The 15043-nt window shown below is 60.2% G+C and carries 17 protein-coding genes and 1 tRNA gene; 3 read left to right on the top strand and 15 right to left on the bottom strand.

What is annotated here, in order from left to right; genetic code table 11:
- Positions 1-120: 120 nt before the first annotated feature.
- Both rlmH and rsfS read right to left on the bottom strand, forming a co-directional pair.
- Entirely contained in the window at positions 121-603 is a 483-nt protein-coding gene (gene rlmH / locus GVL52_RS13030) for a 23S rRNA (pseudouridine(1915)-N(3))-methyltransferase RlmH (RefSeq protein ID WP_160007673.1), read from the bottom strand.
- Between the two features lie 187 nt (positions 604-790).
- Positions 791-1231, bottom strand: a complete 441-nt coding sequence (gene rsfS, locus GVL52_RS13025) for a ribosome silencing factor (RefSeq protein WP_160007671.1) — start codon at positions 1229-1231, stop codon at positions 791-793.
- Positions 1232-1437: 206 nt separating this feature from the next.
- Between rsfS and GVL52_RS13020 the strand changes: the two genes are divergently transcribed.
- Positions 1438-1797, top strand: coding sequence for a winged helix-turn-helix domain-containing protein (locus GVL52_RS13020; RefSeq protein WP_160007669.1), 360 nt, complete (start codon positions 1438-1440; stop codon positions 1795-1797).
- Positions 1798-1815: 18 nt separating this feature from the next.
- Here the strand turns inward: GVL52_RS13020 and modC are convergent, their stop codons facing one another.
- The 7 genes from modC to obgE all read right to left on the bottom strand — a co-directional run bounded on the left by modC (position 1816) and on the right by obgE (position 9089).
- The gene (modC, locus tag GVL52_RS13015; RefSeq protein WP_160007667.1) at positions 1816-2883 is read right to left on the bottom strand and encodes a molybdenum ABC transporter ATP-binding protein; all 1068 of its coding nucleotides are present in this window, start codon (positions 2881-2883) and stop codon (positions 1816-1818) included.
- A complete protein-coding gene (gene modB, locus GVL52_RS13010) occupies positions 2880-3581 on the bottom strand; it encodes a molybdate ABC transporter permease subunit (protein ID WP_160007665.1) in 702 nt (233 codons plus the stop codon). The genes modC and modB overlap by 4 nt, the downstream gene beginning before the upstream one ends.
- Before the next feature lie 95 nt (positions 3582-3676).
- On the bottom strand, positions 3677-4462 hold the full coding sequence (gene modA / locus GVL52_RS13005; protein WP_160007663.1) for a molybdate ABC transporter substrate-binding protein: 786 nt from the start codon (positions 4460-4462) through the stop codon (positions 3677-3679).
- A gap of 484 nt (positions 4463-4946) precedes the next feature.
- Positions 4947-5597: a nicotinate-nucleotide adenylyltransferase gene (locus tag GVL52_RS13000; protein ID WP_160007661.1), complete on the bottom strand. Its 651-nt coding sequence runs from the start codon at positions 5595-5597 to the stop codon at positions 4947-4949.
- Positions 5572-6855 carry a glutamate-5-semialdehyde dehydrogenase gene (locus tag GVL52_RS12995; RefSeq protein WP_160007659.1) on the bottom strand — a complete coding sequence of 428 codons (1284 nt, stop codon included), beginning with the start codon at positions 6853-6855 and terminating at the stop codon, positions 5572-5574. Before GVL52_RS12995 ends, GVL52_RS13000 begins: the two co-directional genes overlap by 26 nt.
- On the bottom strand, positions 6848-8017 hold the full coding sequence (gene proB, locus GVL52_RS12990) for a glutamate 5-kinase (protein WP_160007657.1): 1170 nt from the start codon (positions 8015-8017) through the stop codon (positions 6848-6850). The genes GVL52_RS12995 and proB overlap by 8 nt, the downstream gene beginning before the upstream one ends.
- Positions 8010-9089 carry a GTPase ObgE gene (gene obgE, locus GVL52_RS12985; protein WP_160007655.1) on the bottom strand — a complete coding sequence of 360 codons (1080 nt, stop codon included), beginning with the start codon at positions 9087-9089 and terminating at the stop codon, positions 8010-8012. The genes proB and obgE overlap by 8 nt, the downstream gene beginning before the upstream one ends.
- An 80-nt stretch (positions 9090-9169) precedes the next feature.
- On the opposite strand from obgE, the gene GVL52_RS12980 reads away from it, so the two are divergent.
- Positions 9170-10036, top strand: coding sequence for an endonuclease/exonuclease/phosphatase family protein (locus GVL52_RS12980; protein WP_160007964.1), 867 nt, complete (start codon positions 9170-9172; stop codon positions 10034-10036).
- Positions 10037-10089: 53 nt separating this feature from the next.
- On the opposite strand, the gene GVL52_RS12975 is transcribed toward GVL52_RS12980, so the two are convergent.
- The 4 genes from GVL52_RS12975 to rplU form a co-directional block, all read right to left on the bottom strand.
- Positions 10090-10662, bottom strand: a complete 573-nt coding sequence (locus tag GVL52_RS12975; protein WP_160007653.1) for a GNAT family N-acetyltransferase — start codon at positions 10660-10662, stop codon at positions 10090-10092.
- A complete protein-coding gene (locus GVL52_RS12970; RefSeq protein ID WP_160007651.1) occupies positions 10659-11291 on the bottom strand; it encodes a GNAT family N-acetyltransferase in 633 nt (210 codons plus the stop codon). The genes GVL52_RS12975 and GVL52_RS12970 overlap by 4 nt, the downstream gene beginning before the upstream one ends.
- Positions 11292-11421: 130 nt before the next feature.
- On the bottom strand, positions 11422-11691 hold the full coding sequence (gene rpmA, locus GVL52_RS12965; RefSeq protein ID WP_160007649.1) for a 50S ribosomal protein L27: 270 nt from the start codon (positions 11689-11691) through the stop codon (positions 11422-11424).
- A 34-nt stretch (positions 11692-11725) separates the two neighbouring features.
- A complete protein-coding gene (gene rplU, locus GVL52_RS12960) occupies positions 11726-12043 on the bottom strand; it encodes a 50S ribosomal protein L21 (RefSeq protein WP_112429547.1) in 318 nt (105 codons plus the stop codon).
- Positions 12044-12344: 301 nt separating this feature from the next.
- Here rplU and GVL52_RS12955 point away from each other — a divergent pair.
- Positions 12345-12434: transfer RNA gene (locus tag GVL52_RS12955), tRNA-Ser, on the top strand.
- Between the two features lie 125 nt (positions 12435-12559).
- On the opposite strand, the gene GVL52_RS12950 is transcribed toward GVL52_RS12955, so the two are convergent.
- Both GVL52_RS12950 and GVL52_RS12945 read right to left on the bottom strand, forming a co-directional pair.
- Positions 12560-13381 carry an SHOCT domain-containing protein gene (locus GVL52_RS12950; RefSeq protein ID WP_160007647.1) on the bottom strand — a complete coding sequence of 274 codons (822 nt, stop codon included), beginning with the start codon at positions 13379-13381 and terminating at the stop codon, positions 12560-12562.
- 134 nt (positions 13382-13515) lie between these two features.
- Positions 13516-14949, bottom strand: coding sequence for a DUF6880 family protein (locus GVL52_RS12945; protein WP_160007645.1), 1434 nt, complete (start codon positions 14947-14949; stop codon positions 13516-13518).
- Between the last annotated feature and the right edge of the window lie 94 nt (positions 14950-15043).

The following is a 15043-nucleotide window of genomic DNA, read 5'->3' as shown; positions in this document are numbered from 1 at the left end:
CCGGTTGGGAAATCCTCTTAAACCAGACCGAGATTAAGCTGATTTGACCGTCTTTGCCAGAAAGATCGGGCGTCTGTGACCAATCGCGCAAGACACACCTGCGTGAATGATCGTGACCGCTCAGACACGGTGATAGGGATGCCCGGACAGAATGGTCACGGCACGATAGAGCTGCTCTGCGATCAGTGTACGGACAAGCTGGTGCGGCCAGGTCATCTTCCCAAGGCAGAGCGTCGCATCGGCGCGATCGTAAAGCGCCGGATCAAGCCCATCGGCACCGCCGATTGCAATCGTCAGGTCGCGTTTGCCCTGGTCGCGATAATTGCCGAGAAGATTGGCAAAGCCTTCGCTGTCGAGCGCTTTGCCGCGCTCGTCCAGAAGAATGAGAATGCTTCCGTCCGCCAACGACTTCTGCAGCATCGCCGCTTCCTCGCGCTTGCGGGTATCCGCGTTCGAGGCACGGCTTTCGGCAACTTCGGCAACACGGGAGAATTCGAGGCCAATCGCCGGGCCGGCCTTGGCAAAACGATCGAAATAGCGCGCCGCAAGATCCTTCTCCGGGCCGGATTTGAGCCGCCCCACGGCAAAAAGACCAATGCGCATCTATCCACTCCTGCTCTCAGGCCAGCCTACAATCAGGCAAGTCCTGCTGCCAGGCCCCTCTTGCTGCCAGGCCCCTCCTGCTGCCAAGAATGTCGCGGCACAAAATATGGCGCGGGCCGGGTTATGGTCCCTCCGGCCCAATCAATTGCCATCTATCAGGCGCTGGACGTAGCGTCCAGACGACCGGTCAGTGCAGCGTCTCGTCCATATCCGGAGCCGCCCACATCTTTTCGATGTTGTAGAACTCGCGAATTTCGGGACGGAAAACGTGCACGATGATATCGCCGGTATCGATCAGGATCCAGTCTCCGGCTTCCTGACCCTCGACGCGGGCAGAACCGTAGCCCTCGTCCTTCAGGTCCGTCAGCAGGTGATCGGCAATCGCCATGACATGCCTGCTCGAACGGCCCGAGACGACAACCATGAAGTCTCCGAGCGCCGATTTTCCGGCAATGTCGATAGAAACGATATCTTCAGCTTTGGAGTCCTCGAGGCTGACGAGGACGGCGTGCAGGGCGCGGGCAGCGGCATCGTCGCCACGTTCCAGGCTCTTTGGGACAACGACTTTCGTGTTTCCCTTGGCGTGTACTGTTGTCAGTGCTTTCCCTTTCTCGGAATGACAAAGCATGCACATCACTGATCTGGCGAACCAGATCATAGTTAAGATAGGCACCGAACCATTAATGTTTCAAGACGCCCATGATCACAAAGCATGAATGCCGGATTTGGCGCGGCAGCAAGGAATGGCTCTGCCTTGGGTGCATCCAGCCGGCTGTGTACAGTTGCCGCCACCCTGCGTAAAGTGATGCTTCGTCCTAAGTGCAAAGATTGCATATGAAAAACGCCTCAGAATGCACGCTCGTTCCGATACTCCGCATCAGTTTCCCGGATGACGATCGTCTTGGGCACGGCAAGATGGAATTGCTGGAGCACATCAGGGAGACCGGCTCCATCTCGGCCGGCGGACGGGCCATGGACATGTCTTACCGGCGCGCATGGCTGCTCGTCAGCGAGATGAACCGGATGTTCAGGCAGCCCGTCGTCGAATCACAGCGCGGCGGGCAGAAGGGTGGCGGCGCCGCCCTGACGGAGTTCGGCGAGGAGTTGCTGATGCGCTTCCGGCAGATGGAACAGACGATCCGTGTGACACTTGCAGACGACCTCGCCTGGCTTGAGGCCAACCGTCTGGCCTGAAGGCATGGAAACGATTGGTCAGGAGTCCAGTGCAACCGTCTTGACGATGGCAAAGACTGGCATCCCCGGTTCCAGTCCCATCCGCTCCGCCGAAAAGCTCGTGATCCGTGACAGGATCACGTCTCCACCGCAGTTGACGGCAACATCGACGGTTGCGTCGTCCGAACCGGTCATTGCCTGGATTACCCCTTCGAGCACGTTCAGCGCGCTCAAACCCTCCGGCCTCTTCGTTGCCAGCATCACGTCGCGAGACGGAATGCGAACGCGAACCTTCTTGCCGGGCTTCAGGCCCGCTTCCGGCACATAGAGCCGCGTGGCCGCCAACGCTATGGTGGCCAGCCGATGCTTTGCATCGACGCTCTCCACCTGCCCCTGCAGCAGGGCGCCCGCCTCCCGCCGATCCAGCGACGCGACGGGAAGGCTGAGAACAGAGGTTGCCGACCCAACAGCCTTCACTCGTCCATCCTGCATGACCACCACCTGATCCGCGAGGCGCGCCACTTCCGTCACCGAATGGCTGACATAGACGATCGGAATATCCATCTCGTCGCGCAGACGCTCCAGGAACGGCATGACCTCGGCCTTGCGGGCCTCGTCGAGTGCGGCAAGCGGCTCGTCCATCAACAGCAGACGTGGCGATGACAGCAACGCACGGCCGATCGCCACGCGCTGCTTCTCCCCGCCGGACAGGTTCTGGGGGCTGCGCGCGAGCAGTCTTTCGATGTCGAGCAGATCGACGATCCGCTCCAGGCTTTCGCCGGGGACACCCTTCGGTGCGAACCAGCGGCCATAGGTCAGGTTCTGCCAAACGCTCAGATGCGGGAAAAGCCGCGCCTCCTGGAACACATAGCCGAACCGACGCCGATGCTTGGCCACGAAGATCCGCTTGACGGTATCGGTGAGCACCTCGCCATCGAGAGCAATCCGCCCCTCGTCCGGCCGCGTCAGACCGGCGATCATCCGGATCATCGACGTCTTGCCCGAACCCGAACGACCGAACAGCGCCGTGATCCCGCGCTCGGAAGTGAACCCCGCATCAAGCGAGAACCCGTCGAACCGGTGCTTTGCTTCCACCACCAGCGTCATTGCGGATCGATCCTTCTGCCCACCATGCGCGACAGAAACTCCGAAGCGAACAGCGCTGCCATGGAGATGACGACAGCCACCAGCGTCAGCCGCAACGCGCCTGCATCGCCACCCGGCACCTGCGTGAAGGAATAGATGGCGGCGGACAGCGTCTGTGTTTCACCGGGGATATTGGAAACGAATGTGATCGTCGCCCCGAACTCGCCCATAGCCTTGGCAAAGGCCAGGATCATGCCGGCGATGATGCCGGGCAAGGTCAAAGGCAGCGTCACGGTGAGGAAGACCCAAAACGGGCTCGCACCAAGCGTGCTGGCGGCTTCTTCCAGCTTGCGATCAATGGCCTCTATGGAAAGCCTGATGCTTCGAACCATCAATGGGAAGGCCATCACGCCGCAGGCAAGGGCCGCACCGGTCCAGCGGAACGAGAAGACGATGCCGAAATGCTGATCGAGAAAGCTGCCGATGACGCCGCGGCGGCCGAAGAGAACCAGAAGAATGAAGCCCGTAACGACAGGCGGCAGGATCAACGGCATGTGAACGATACCGTTCAGGATGGATTTTCCCCAGAACCGACCGCGCGCCAAAAGCAGAGCAACGCCGATCCCGAAAGGAAGGCTCACCAGCATTGCGACGACGGAAACGCGCAGGCTGAGCAAAATCGCCGTCCATTCGTCACTGCTCAGGCCAACTGCTTCCAAATCCAGACGTCCCCTGAAAAGTAATGAAGGCCCACCGGGGCGGGCCTTCAGGCTAGGTGGCTGCGTATAAATCCGCAATCATGTCAGGGCTCCATTCACTTGAGAACAGTGAAACCCTGTTCGGTGAAGAAATGTGCGGCCTTATCTGACTTCAGGAAGTCCAAATAGGCAACAGTATCGGCATTCTTGCTCTCGGAGAGAGCAGCGATCGGATAGGTGATCGGCGGGTGCGAATCGGCAGGGAAGATGCCGGCGATCGCAACGCCTGGATCAGCCGTCACATCGGTCTTGTAGACGATACCGAAAGGCGCCTCGCCGCGGGACACGAGCGCGAGTGCTGCGCGAACGCTTTCCGCGCCGGCAACCTTGCCTTCGACGGAAGACCAGACACCGAGTTTCTCAAGCGCTGCCTTGCCGTACTTGCCGGCAGGCACCGACTTCACTTCGCCCATCGCCAGCTTGCCGTCGCCGAGCAGGCCAGACAGGTCAAAGCCCTGCTTGATCTCGACAGGCTTGACCTTGTCCTTCTCAGCGACCAGCACGATGCTGTTGCCGAGCAGGTTGACGCGGGTATCCGCCTTGATCAGGTTTTTCTTGGCGAGATAATCCATCCAGTCGAGATCGGCCGAGATGAAGACATCAGCCGGCGCGCCACCCTCGATCTGCTTCGCAAGGGCAGAACTGGCAGCGTAGGAAACGACCGTTTCCTTGCCGCTCTCCTTGGCCCATGCGGCATTGGCTGCATCGAGCGCATTCTTCATGCTGGCAGCTGCGAAGATCGTGACCTTTTCGGCAGCGACGGCTGTGCCCGCCGTTGCGCCAAGCCAGAGCGCGGAGACCGCGACGGCTGCGAATTTCACCCACTGGCGACGGCTATGCATATCACTTCCCCAACACTTCGAGATATCCGCAGGGATATAATGGAATACAGGAATTGGCCAGCGCTATATTCCTCCGAACACAACGCCAATAGCCGCGCGCAATTCGCAGCATCCACACCGGAAAATGCACGGCGCGATCCAGGATCAAGCGGCGGCACACCAGATAGCTCGCGATGAAAACCCCGGCCTTAAGGCTGAAAAGCCGGATTTTGGTTTTGCCTGACTGGAGATTGCCAAGAAAATAAGCACCGTTGAAGGTGCGACATTAAAACACATGCTCGAAATGCATTGCTGCAATGCACCAAATTCGCTTTCGTTTTGCGACGATTGGCTTACAACAAACTCATCGAACGGTGATCTCCTCCTCCCAAAGCCGTTCGATACGGATCGGCAACACTCCTCCTCCCAGTTGTCGGTCAAGTTTTAAGCCCGACGGATCCTCCCCCGTCGGGCTTTTCATTTTCAGGCTTTGGATAATTGCTGCTCAGGCGCCGTTCTTGGCGCGGATCGCCGACGAACTCAGGCGCGATCGCGGGCCATGAATGAATGTCCAGGCCGGCGCCGACTTCTTCCACAGTGCCCGTGAATCATCCTCGTCGATGCGGGCAAAATCGAATGTCTTCGTCATCTTCGACGACAGAAACGACAGCGTTGCGCCCGGCCGGTCGATGATGGCGATCGGGAACATCCGGGCAATATCCTGCCATTTCTGCCAGCGATGAAACGTCTTGAGACTATCGGCACCCATGATCCAGATGAAATGCACATGCGGATTGCAGGCCTTGACCCGCGCCAGCGTGTGGGCGGTGTAGCTGGTAGCGAAATCCTTTTCGAAGGCGGTCACCTTGATCGCCGGATGCTTGGCAAGCCGTTCGCTAAGCGCCACCCGCTCGGAAAGCGGCAGCAACTGGCTGCGATCCTTCAAGGGATTGCCGGGCGTCACCATCCACCAGAGCTGATCGAGGGCCAGCCGCTTGATCGCAATCTCGGCGACCAGCGCATGCCCCTGGTGCGGCGGATTGAACGAGCCGCCGAAAAGACCGACCACCATGCCCCGCTCTGCATGCGGCATGCGAAGATAGTGTCGGTCTAATTCGTCGTTGATCACGCTAGGTCCGGATTTGTCCGGTGCCATGCACCCGGTATTTGAACGAGGTCAGTTGTTCGACGCCAACAGGGCCGCGGGCATGCATCTTACCGGTGGCTATACCGATCTCCGCACCCATGCCGAATTCGCCGCCATCGGCAAACTGTGTCGAGGCATTGTGCAGCAGGATGGCCGAATCGACTTCGGTAAAGAAGCGCTGAACAACAGCCGGATCTTCGGCAATCACCGCTTCGGTATGGTTCGACGAATATTTCTGGATGTGCTCGATCGCGCCAGAGATACCATCGACGACGGCAACCGAGACGATCGCGTCGAGATACTCGGTCGACCAGTCCTCTTCGGTCGCAGGCTTGGTGCCCGGTGCGGCCGTCACGACGGTCGACGATCCGCGTACCTCGCAGCCGGCATCCGAGAGAACCTCGAGCAGCGGAATGAGATGGGTGTCACGCACAGCGCTGTCGACCAGAATGGTCTCGACGGCACCGCAGATACCGGTGCGCCGCATCTTGGCGTTGACCACGATCTGCCTGGCCATGTCGAGATCGGCAGACGCATCGACATAGATGTGGCAAAGCCCCTCGAGATGCGCAAACACCGGCACCCGGGCCTCGTTCTGCACGCGCGCCACCAGGCTCTTGCCACCGCGCGGAATGATCACGTCGATCGAGCCCTCAAGCCCACGCAGCATGGCGCCGACAGCCGCACGATCGGTCGTCGGCACAAGCTGGATAGCATGCTCTGGAAGCCCGGCAGCCTTCAAACCGCGCACCATGCACTGATGGATAGCCTGCGATGAACGGCGCGAATCCGAGCCGCAGCGCAGAATGACGGCGTTACCGGCCTTCACGCACAACGCGCCGGCATCCGCCGTTACATTCGGGCGGCTTTCGAAAATAACCCCGATGACGCCAAGCGGCGTGCGCACGCGCTCGATCTGCAGGCCGTTCGGCCGGTCCCAGGCACTGATGACTTCGCCGACAGGATCCTTCAAAGCGGCAATCGCCCGAATACCCTCTGCCATCTCGATGATGCGCTTGTCGGTCAGCGTCAGCCGATCGACGAACGAAGCGAGCATATCGCCACCAGCCGCGTCTTTCAGGTCCTTGGCATTTTCAGAGAGGATCAGAGCCTTGTCGGCCATAATGGCATCGGCCATGGCGTTGAGAGCGGCATTCTTGGCATCTGTCGAAGCAAAGCCCAACGGTCGCGCGGCAGCCTTGGCTTTGCGGCCGATGTCATTCATCAGCGCGTCAATGTCAGGGCTTTGCACAACGATATCAAGCATGGGCTGTGTCCTTCTTCTGCCTTTCCGATTTCGAACTGATAGGCGAAGTCATCACCATGTCGTCGCGATGGATCATCGCGGCGCGACCGGCATAGCCGAGAATGGCCTCGATCTCGCCCGACTTGCGCCCGGTAATCTGCCGCGCTTCTTCAGCGTCGTAGCCGGCCAGTCCACGCGCGATCTCACGGCCCTCGGGGCCAACGATCGCCACGGTATCGCCACGGCTGAACAGACCCACGACCTTGCGGACGCCGGCAGGCAGGAGGCTTTTGCCACCGCCAAGTGCAGCAACGGCGCCGTCATCGACATGCAGTTCGCCGGCTGGCTGCAACTGACCGGCAATCCAGGTCTTGCGTGCCGTGACGGGCGTGCCCGACGGCGCAAACCACGAGGACCGCGCACCATTCTCGATCGCCGATAGCGGGCTATACGTCTTGCCCGATGCAATGATCATCGCGCAGCCCGACGTCGTTGCGATCTTGCCGGCATCGATCTTGGTCCGCATGCCGCCACGCGAGAATTCGGACGCAGCACCACCCGCCATCGCCTCGATCTCAGGCGTGATCTCGGCAATGGTCTCGAGAAATTGCGCATCCGGATCGAGGTTTGGCGGCGCGGTGTAGAGACCATCGATGTCAGACAGCAGGATCAGCAGATCGGCACCGGCCATCGTCGCAACGCGTGCCGCCAGCCGGTCGTTGTCGCCATAGCGGATCTCGCTGGTGGCCACCGTGTCGTTCTCGTTGATGATAGGAACGGCGCCGATCTTGAGCAACTGGTTGAGGGTCGCCCGCGCATTGAGATAACGCCGACGCTCTTCTGTATCGCCGAGCGTCAAGAGAATCTGCCCGGCAACGATCTTGTCGCGCGACAAGCTGTCGGACCAGTCACGTGCCAGCGCGATCTGGCCGACGGCCGCAGCCGCCTGGCTCTCTTCGAGTTTCAGCGCCCCGGCCGGGAGATCGAGCACCGAGCGGCCGAGCGCAATGGCGCCCGAGGACACCACCAGGATATCAACGCCCTTCGCCTTCAACCTGGCAATGTCGGCACACATCGCATCCAGCCAGCTCTTCTTCAGGCCGGCCTTGCGATCAACCAGAAGAGCAGAGCCAATCTTGATGACGATCCTGCGATAGCTGCCGAGCGACTTCAGCCTAGTCATTGGCCTCGCCCTCATCATCGACCATATCGCGATGACGCAGCTTCAGGGCCTTCGCCGGCTTCTCAAGAATGTTGGCGTTGGCGTTGGCCTCGACGATGATGTCGCGCAACGCGCGCAGCACATCGGTCATGCCCATGCCTGTTGCCGCAGAAATCTGGAAGGGCGTGCTGCCGCAGGCCTTGGCCAGTTCCTTTGTCTTCTTCTTCAGTGTTTCCTTGTCGAGAATATCGATCTGCGACAGCGCCACGATCTCTGGCTTGTCGCCGATCTCGTCGCTATAGGCCCGAAGCTCGTGCTTGACCGTCTTGTAGGCCTTGCCGACATTCTCTTCCTGCGCGGAAACCAGGTGCAACAGCACGCGGGTACGCTCGACATGGCCGAGGAACCGGTCGCCGATGCCGATGCCTTCATGCGCACCTTCGATCAGACCCGGAATATCGGCCAGAATGAATTCGCGCTCGTCGATCGTCGCGACGCCAAGGTTCGGGTGCAGCGTCGTGAACGGATAGTTGGCGATCTTCGGACGTGCGCGGGTGACCGCGGCCAGGAATGTCGACTTGCCGGCATTCGGCAGACCGACCAGGCCTGCATCGGCGATCAGCTTCAGGCGCAGCCAGATGGTCTTTTCTTCACCGTCGAGGCCAGGATTGGCCCAATCCGGCGCCTGGTTGACGGAGGTCTTGAAGTGGGCGTTGCCGAAACCGCCATTGCCACCGCGGGCGAGGCAATAGCGCTGCCCCTCTTCCGTGATGTCGCAGATCAGCGTCTCCTGGTCTTCCTCGAAAATCTGGGTGCCCACAGGCACCTTCAGCGTCACGTGCTCGCCATTGGAGCCGGTACGGTTCTTGCCCATGCCGTGCGTGCCGATGGTGGCCTTGAAGTGCTGCTGGAAACGGAAGTCGATCAGCGTGTTGAGGCCGTTGACAGCCTCGACCCACACGTCGCCGCCGCGTCCGCCATCACCGCCATCCGGACCACCGAATTCGATGAACTTCTCGCGCCGGAACGACACGGCACCCGCGCCGCCGTCTCCAGACTTGATATAGACCTTTGCTTCGTCGAGAAATTTCATTTTACTTCCATCATTCGGTGTCAGTTGGACGCCCGTCTTGGCCTGATCGATATAGGCCGTTCAGCCGGAGGTCAAAGATTATCGTTAGGTTTGCGAGCTATAACATACAGTACGGCTTCGGTCTCGACGGGTTCTACGATCTCGAGCGAATCACCGAAAGTCTTGCCGGTGCGGACGTGATTGCGCTGCAGGAAGTCACCAGAGGTTTCTCGAAGAACCGATATGCCGACATGGTCACCGACCTCGCCGCCCTGTTCCCCGACCATTTCTGGGTGTATGGACCGGCCTGCGATCTGCATGTGGGGCGGGTTAACGACCAGGCTGCGCCGCGCAACACGCGTCTGCAATTCGGCAACATGGTCCTGTCGCGATGGCCCATTCTCTCCACCCGGACGCTGCTTCTGCCGCGCAGCCGCACCCTTTCCAAGCTCAACATCCAGCGCGGCGCCACAGAAGCGGTCATCGACCTTCCCGGCGGCGCGCGGCGCGTCTATTCTGTTCATCTCGACCACGTCTCCAACGACGAGCGCATCCGCCAGCTCAACCATCTGAACGACCGCATCAACGCCTTTACCCGCGAAGGCGGCTCGGTGACCGGTGCGGCCGAATTCGACATCGACGAACTGCCGTTGCCCGAGGATTACATCGTCATGGGCGACTTCAACATGCTGCCGGAATCGCCCGAATACTGCACCTTCGCCGGCGCCAGCGACGGCTATTACGGCCGCACGGCGCGGATCGGCACGCCGATCGACGCGCTGGCCTCGCTCAACGCCTATGCGCCCGGAAGCTATAGCTGGATGGATCCCAAGGATCACGGCAAACGCATGCATCTCGATTACTGCTTTGTCAGTTGCGACCTTGAAAGCCGGCTAATATCCGCAAGCGTCGATACGACGGCCACGGGCTCCGATCATTTTCCCGTCTGGGTCGAGATCGACATTTGAACGAAGCGCCCCGAGTGATCTCGGGACGCTTCCTGTCTGTCAACGCAATCGCTCTACTGCAATCCGCCGGGCTGCAGCATCGTCTCGACATGGGTGACCATGGTGTTGCGGGCGAAACTGAAGATTTCGCTGCAACCGGTCATCCGGAAGCCGAGCTTCTCCTGCAACCGGAGCGACGCCGGGTTGTCGGCAAACACGCCCGAATGCACGGTCGTCTCCGGCATCCGCCGCGAAAACCGCTCCAGTGTCGCCGCCACCGCCTCGCTCATGTAGCCGCGCCGCCAGTAGTAGCGGTTCAGCCAGTAGCCGAGGTGCCAGCGACCGTGCCTGAGCTCGAGCGACACCACGCCGATATGCGCATCATCGCCATTGGTGATCGCCATCTGCCAGTCTGGCAGACGACCCGCCGTCACCGGCACCAGCCAGTCGAGCGCATCCTGCCGGTCATAGGGTGCCGGCACCCGCGCCAGCATCCGCGTGACGGCGAAGTCGGACAGCGATTCCGCGATCGCATCGGCATCGCTCAGCCGGTGCGGCCGTAGCGTCAGCCGCGCGGTGGCGATCACGGGCTGCGATCCCGCCGAAACCACCTGGGGCCGCGGCCTTTCGAGGCTGATCGCGCTCATAATACGCTCCCCCAGCTTCGAAGCGACATCCAGGTCTTGCGATCCAGCCTGTACCATTCGACCGGCACGTTGCTGCCCAGCGCCAGCGAGGCAGCAAGCCCGGAACCCTGGAACTGGAAGCCGCACTTCTGGATCACCCGCCGCGACGCAACGTTCATGACCCGGCAACGGGCATCGATCTGATCGACATCCTCACGGGTACGAAACACCATGTCGACAAGCGCATGGCAGGCTTCGGTCATGAAGCCCTGATTCCAGTAAGGCTCGCCCAGCCAGTAGCCGATCTCGACGGTATGTCCGTCCAGATGCGGCTCCACCCCGCAGCACCCCAGAAAGGCACCGTTTTCGGCTTTGGTGATCGCATAGACGCACTTGCCAATCTCGCCATCTTTCGTGCGTCGCACGAAGTCGGCGGCATCATTGGCCGTATACGGGTGCGGCATGCGCGACACCATCGTGGCGACTTTGGCGTTGTTGGCGAGATGGGCAAGGGCGTCAATGTCTTCTACGTGCGGCGCGCGCATGACGAGCCGTTCCGATAATAAGACGGGGCAATCGGTCCTTAACCGCTCCGGCCTCAGCCGCTCTCCGGGAGACCTTTGGTCTCTCCGTAACAATTCGCCTTGCATGGTTCAGTCCTCCTTGAGGGAAAAGAAAAAGGGGAGATGGGTGGTGCCCCATCTCCCCTTTTGTCTTGACTGAACCTGATACGCTCAGCCGGGTCGATGAGACACCGGCTGCTTATGAAGCGCTACCGGCTTATTCCGCTGCTTCCGCTTTCGGCATCACGGATACGTACACGCGGCCATTGGCCTTCGTACGGTAAGCTACATTGCCGGCGGTAAGAGCAAAGATCGTGTGATCCTTGCCGAGGCCGACGTTGGAGCCCGGGTGCCACTGCGTACCGCGCTGACGCACGATAATGTTGCCGGAAATGACAGCTTCGCCGCCGAACTTCTTCACGCCAAGGCGCTTGGACTGCGAATCACGACCGTTGCGCGACGAACCGCCAGCTTTTTTATGTGCCATTGGATTTCTCCTTTAAACCTAAAGTCCCGTGATCTTACTTAGCAGCCACGATGTCCGTGATACGGACAACAGTGTGGTGCTGGCGATGGCCGCGCGTGCGCTTCGAGTTCTGACGACGGCGCTTCTTGAAGGCGATGACCTTCTTGCCGCGGTTGTGCTCGACCACTTCTGCCTTGACGGAAGCGCCCGTAACAAACGGAGCACCAATCGCAGCGTCGGCGCCTTCGCCGATAACGAGGACTTCGGTGAATTCGATCGATTCGCCAGCGGTGACTTCAAGCTTCTCGATGGTCAGCACGTCGTTTGCTGCCACACGGTACTGCTTACCGCCGGTCTTGATGACTGCGAACATTTTTTATCCTTTCATGTTCGTTCCGGCTCAACCCGCATCAAACAGGTGGCCGTCTTTTTATCAGTCGATGTAAAGCAGGGATTTCAGGGCTTTTCGCCGAAAACTCTCTCTGCCGGTGATGCCCCACGCGAGCGCGAGGCAGGCAAGGCACGGACTTATCCACACCTATTGGTTTGCGCAGATACGCGAGGTCAAAAAAACTGTCAAGGCAAAAGGGTGAAAAGCTTTGCGATTTCGGCTTGCCAGCCCGCGAAACTCTCGCTATGAGACAGCCCGCGCCTAACGGCGTCAACCAGACCGCGGAGAGGTGGCAGAGTGGTTGAATGTACCGCACTCGAAATGCGGCGTGCCTGCAAGGGCACCGTGGGTTCAAATCCCACCCTCTCCGCCATGGTCCACCTAAATTGCGAGTGACTTAGCTTTCATCCGGCTTTGCTGTCGCCGCAGGCATGAGTTCTGGCAATGCTACTGTGGTGGCCTGGCCATTTCCACTATGTCCAAGCCGCGACGCCATCCCTACAGCCGCTGAAGCAGCTCCGTCTTCTTCGCCGTGAATTCGTCGTCGGAGAGTATGCCTTTCGAATGCAGGCCGGCGAGCCGCTCGATCTTGGTGAAGATATCGTCCGGGTCCGCGCCAACTGGTACCTGGAAAACATTCGTGTCCTCACGCGCCATCGCCAAAAGGGTTGCGGGGTCGCTCTGACCTGTTGGTTGCTCCTGCGCGCCCTTGGGTGTCGGCGTTTCATCAGCATCCGATATGATCTCCAGGTCCGATACGCGGACGAGACCGTGCTGCGAGGTGAAGGTCAGCGACTGGTCGCCACTCTGCTGCTGGGAAAAGCCGCCGATGCTGTGGTCCCTTGTATCGTAAACGGTGATCTGGCCATTCACATCGATCGCCAGGCGGCGGCTTGCCGGAAAGAAAGCGTAGCGCAGGTTGTTCTGTGCGCCGGTTGACGAGGGCTGGCCCAGCTGTTGCGGCCACGCGCTGCCATGCGAACTTGACTGGTAAAAGAAGCTGGTGCCATCTCCCTGGCTCTGCGACTGATAGGGCCGATCCATCTTCGGGCCAGAGAGTTCACCGGACCTGATATAAGCGGCGATATCCGAGCAAAGCATATCCACGCGATGCTTCAGACCATTGTTGAACATGTCCCCGACCATCACCATGCCGCCGCTTGACCATTGCCCCATCCCGCCGAGTTCGGCGTGGTTGAACTGCGCCTGGTTGGCAAACCCGGCGATCAAGGCCATGGCAAGATGCTCGACGACGCCCGAACTGAACCCGTGCTTATGCGCCAGGCTCTCGATAATGCTCTGCTCCTGGGGATCTCTCATCACGGACTGCTCTCCATTGGCCGGGCCTCATCTATGACATTTGCCTGCCCTTGAGGATAGGCACACTCTTCGCTGCCACAAAGCTGTTGCCGGACGCCGAACCTCTACAGCCAAAGACTGTCAGGCGCGGTGGCTCAAGGCACCAAGCTCCAGAAGCCGTGCTTCTTGCCATGCCGGCGCTTCAGGTCAGCGACATAGGCTTCGTGGGATCCGACGCTATCGAAGTCTTCGATATAAGGCGCAAGCGACGCGCACTCGGCAAGATGCCGGGCCGCATGCTTGTAGCGGCTTGACCGTGCCATATCGAGCGTGAAGTCGATCATCGAACGCAAGACGATGGTTGCCGCGAGCGGATGCTTGGCAGCGAGCGCTTCGGCAGCCGGTGTCATCAATTCATAGAGATTTCCATCCAGATCCGCTCTGCGCCGCATGATGAGCTTCGCCGCCTCGGAGAGCGCTGGCCAGCGCAGGAAGAAATCGACGCCATCATGAACATCTGGGAAGGCGTGGACATAGGCGAAAGCCTTGTCCTCGGCCTCGATGTCGTCAAAATCGGGCAGGCGGCGGATGAATTCACGCAGATGATGGTCATCCAGAGCCTTTTCGAAGCACAGCCAGCGAAATGCCTGCGCCTCCTCCTTGCGGCCAAGCGCTTCCAGCGCATCGATACGCGCCTGCTGCCACTCGGAGGGAGCCTCCCGCCCGGCCATATCTGCGGCATCAAGAGTGGCCAGCGCTTGCGCCGCACTGCCTGTCGCCAGCAGACGATTGGCGATGTCTGCCGCAATGCGCGGCACTGTCCTGGTGTCTGCCGGCTGCTGGGCGATATATGCATCGACGTCGCCCTGGGCGTCCGCGATCTCCTGCAGGGCGATCCGCACCGTCAGCGCCCGGTGATTGCCATAGACCTCATCCGCATATATCGGCCCATTGCTGCCCCAGCCGAGAACCTGGCGATCATGCTCGGCGGGCTTTTCCTGCGGCTCCTTCGACCACTGCACGAACAGGGCCTTCAGCTGTTCCAGCCCCTGTTGGCCAAGCGCTGGAACCATGGCGGCGATCAGCCTGTCATACTGGCCGTAGCCATTGTCTTGCAGCGCCGCGAAGACCTTGCTGGCAAGGACGGCGGTGTTCACATGCGCAGATTTGGCGATAACGCCGGCATCATCGCATGCCTGGTAAAAACTCTCGATCAGCGAGCCGCTGCCGTCGTCGGATCGCTCGAAGATGGAATCGGCAATGGCGAGAAACTGCCAGATGAGTTCGAAAGCCTCTTTCGGATCGTCTGGGGCCACAACATCGACAATCGTCTTCCGCTGGGTTTCCAGATCGGCCTTGAGCGCCTTCACTTTGCGCCAATCGATGAATGTGCGGGCACGGGCAATGCTGGCCAGCCGCTTTCGCACCTCCCGGCTGACCTCGGCGCTGCCATGATTGCCAGCCAGTTCCATGCGAAGGCGTCGCTTGTGGGCGGCGCTGCCGGTGCTGATCTCGATCAGCAGTTCAGACAGGCGCTGCGCGCCGAGCGCTTCGAGGTTTTTCGCATTCAGTGTTGTCTTGGCTGCCATCGATCGTCACTGTTGTTTGCGGCCGAAATTAACTGAGAGGTCGGCGATATCAGGTCTGACTCTTGCATCGCCGCCATCGCCGCCATCGCCGGCA

This window comes from Rhizobium sp. 18055 (assembly GCF_902706285.1).
GTDB lineage: Bacteria > Pseudomonadota > Alphaproteobacteria > Rhizobiales > Rhizobiaceae > Rhizobium.
This window is presented reverse-complemented; position numbering and strand designations above follow the sequence as displayed.

What these genes read in the sequence shown, in the direction of transcription:
- GVL52_RS12995 (WP_160007659.1), bottom strand. Translation starts at nt 6,855, where the DNA reads ATGCTTGATATCGTTGTGCAAAGCCCTGACATTGACGCGCTGATGAAT.
- rlmH (WP_160007673.1), bottom strand. Translation starts at nt 603, where the DNA reads ATGCGCATTGGTCTTTTTGCCGTGGGGCGGCTCAAATCCGGCCCGGAG.
- rsfS (WP_160007671.1), bottom strand. Translation starts at nt 1,231, where the DNA reads ATGCTTTGTCATTCCGAGAAAGGGAAAGCACTGACAACAGTACACGCC.
- modA (WP_160007663.1), bottom strand. Translation starts at nt 4,462, where the DNA reads ATGCATAGCCGTCGCCAGTGGGTGAAATTCGCAGCCGTCGCGGTCTCC.
- GVL52_RS13000 (WP_160007661.1), bottom strand. Translation starts at nt 5,597, where the DNA reads ATGGCACCGGACAAATCCGGACCTAGCGTGATCAACGACGAATTAGAC.
- obgE (WP_160007655.1), bottom strand. Translation starts at nt 9,089, where the DNA reads ATGAAATTTCTCGACGAAGCAAAGGTCTATATCAAGTCTGGAGACGGC.
- GVL52_RS12970 (WP_160007651.1), bottom strand. Translation starts at nt 11,291, where the DNA reads ATGCAAGGCGAATTGTTACGGAGAGACCAAAGGTCTCCCGGAGAGCGG.
- GVL52_RS13020 (WP_160007669.1), top strand. Translation starts at nt 1,438, where the DNA reads ATGAAAAACGCCTCAGAATGCACGCTCGTTCCGATACTCCGCATCAGT.
- rplU (WP_112429547.1), bottom strand. Translation starts at nt 12,043, where the DNA reads ATGTTCGCAGTCATCAAGACCGGCGGTAAGCAGTACCGTGTGGCAGCA.
- GVL52_RS12945 (WP_160007645.1), bottom strand. Translation starts at nt 14,949, where the DNA reads ATGGCAGCCAAGACAACACTGAATGCGAAAAACCTCGAAGCGCTCGGC.
- GVL52_RS12975 (WP_160007653.1), bottom strand. Translation starts at nt 10,662, where the DNA reads ATGAGCGCGATCAGCCTCGAAAGGCCGCGGCCCCAGGTGGTTTCGGCG.
- rpmA (WP_160007649.1), bottom strand. Translation starts at nt 11,691, where the DNA reads ATGGCACATAAAAAAGCTGGCGGTTCGTCGCGCAACGGTCGTGATTCG.
- proB (WP_160007657.1), bottom strand. Translation starts at nt 8,017, where the DNA reads ATGACTAGGCTGAAGTCGCTCGGCAGCTATCGCAGGATCGTCATCAAG.
- modC (WP_160007667.1), bottom strand. Translation starts at nt 2,883, where the DNA reads ATGACGCTGGTGGTGGAAGCAAAGCACCGGTTCGACGGGTTCTCGCTT.
- GVL52_RS12950 (WP_160007647.1), bottom strand. Translation starts at nt 13,381, where the DNA reads ATGAGAGATCCCCAGGAGCAGAGCATTATCGAGAGCCTGGCGCATAAG.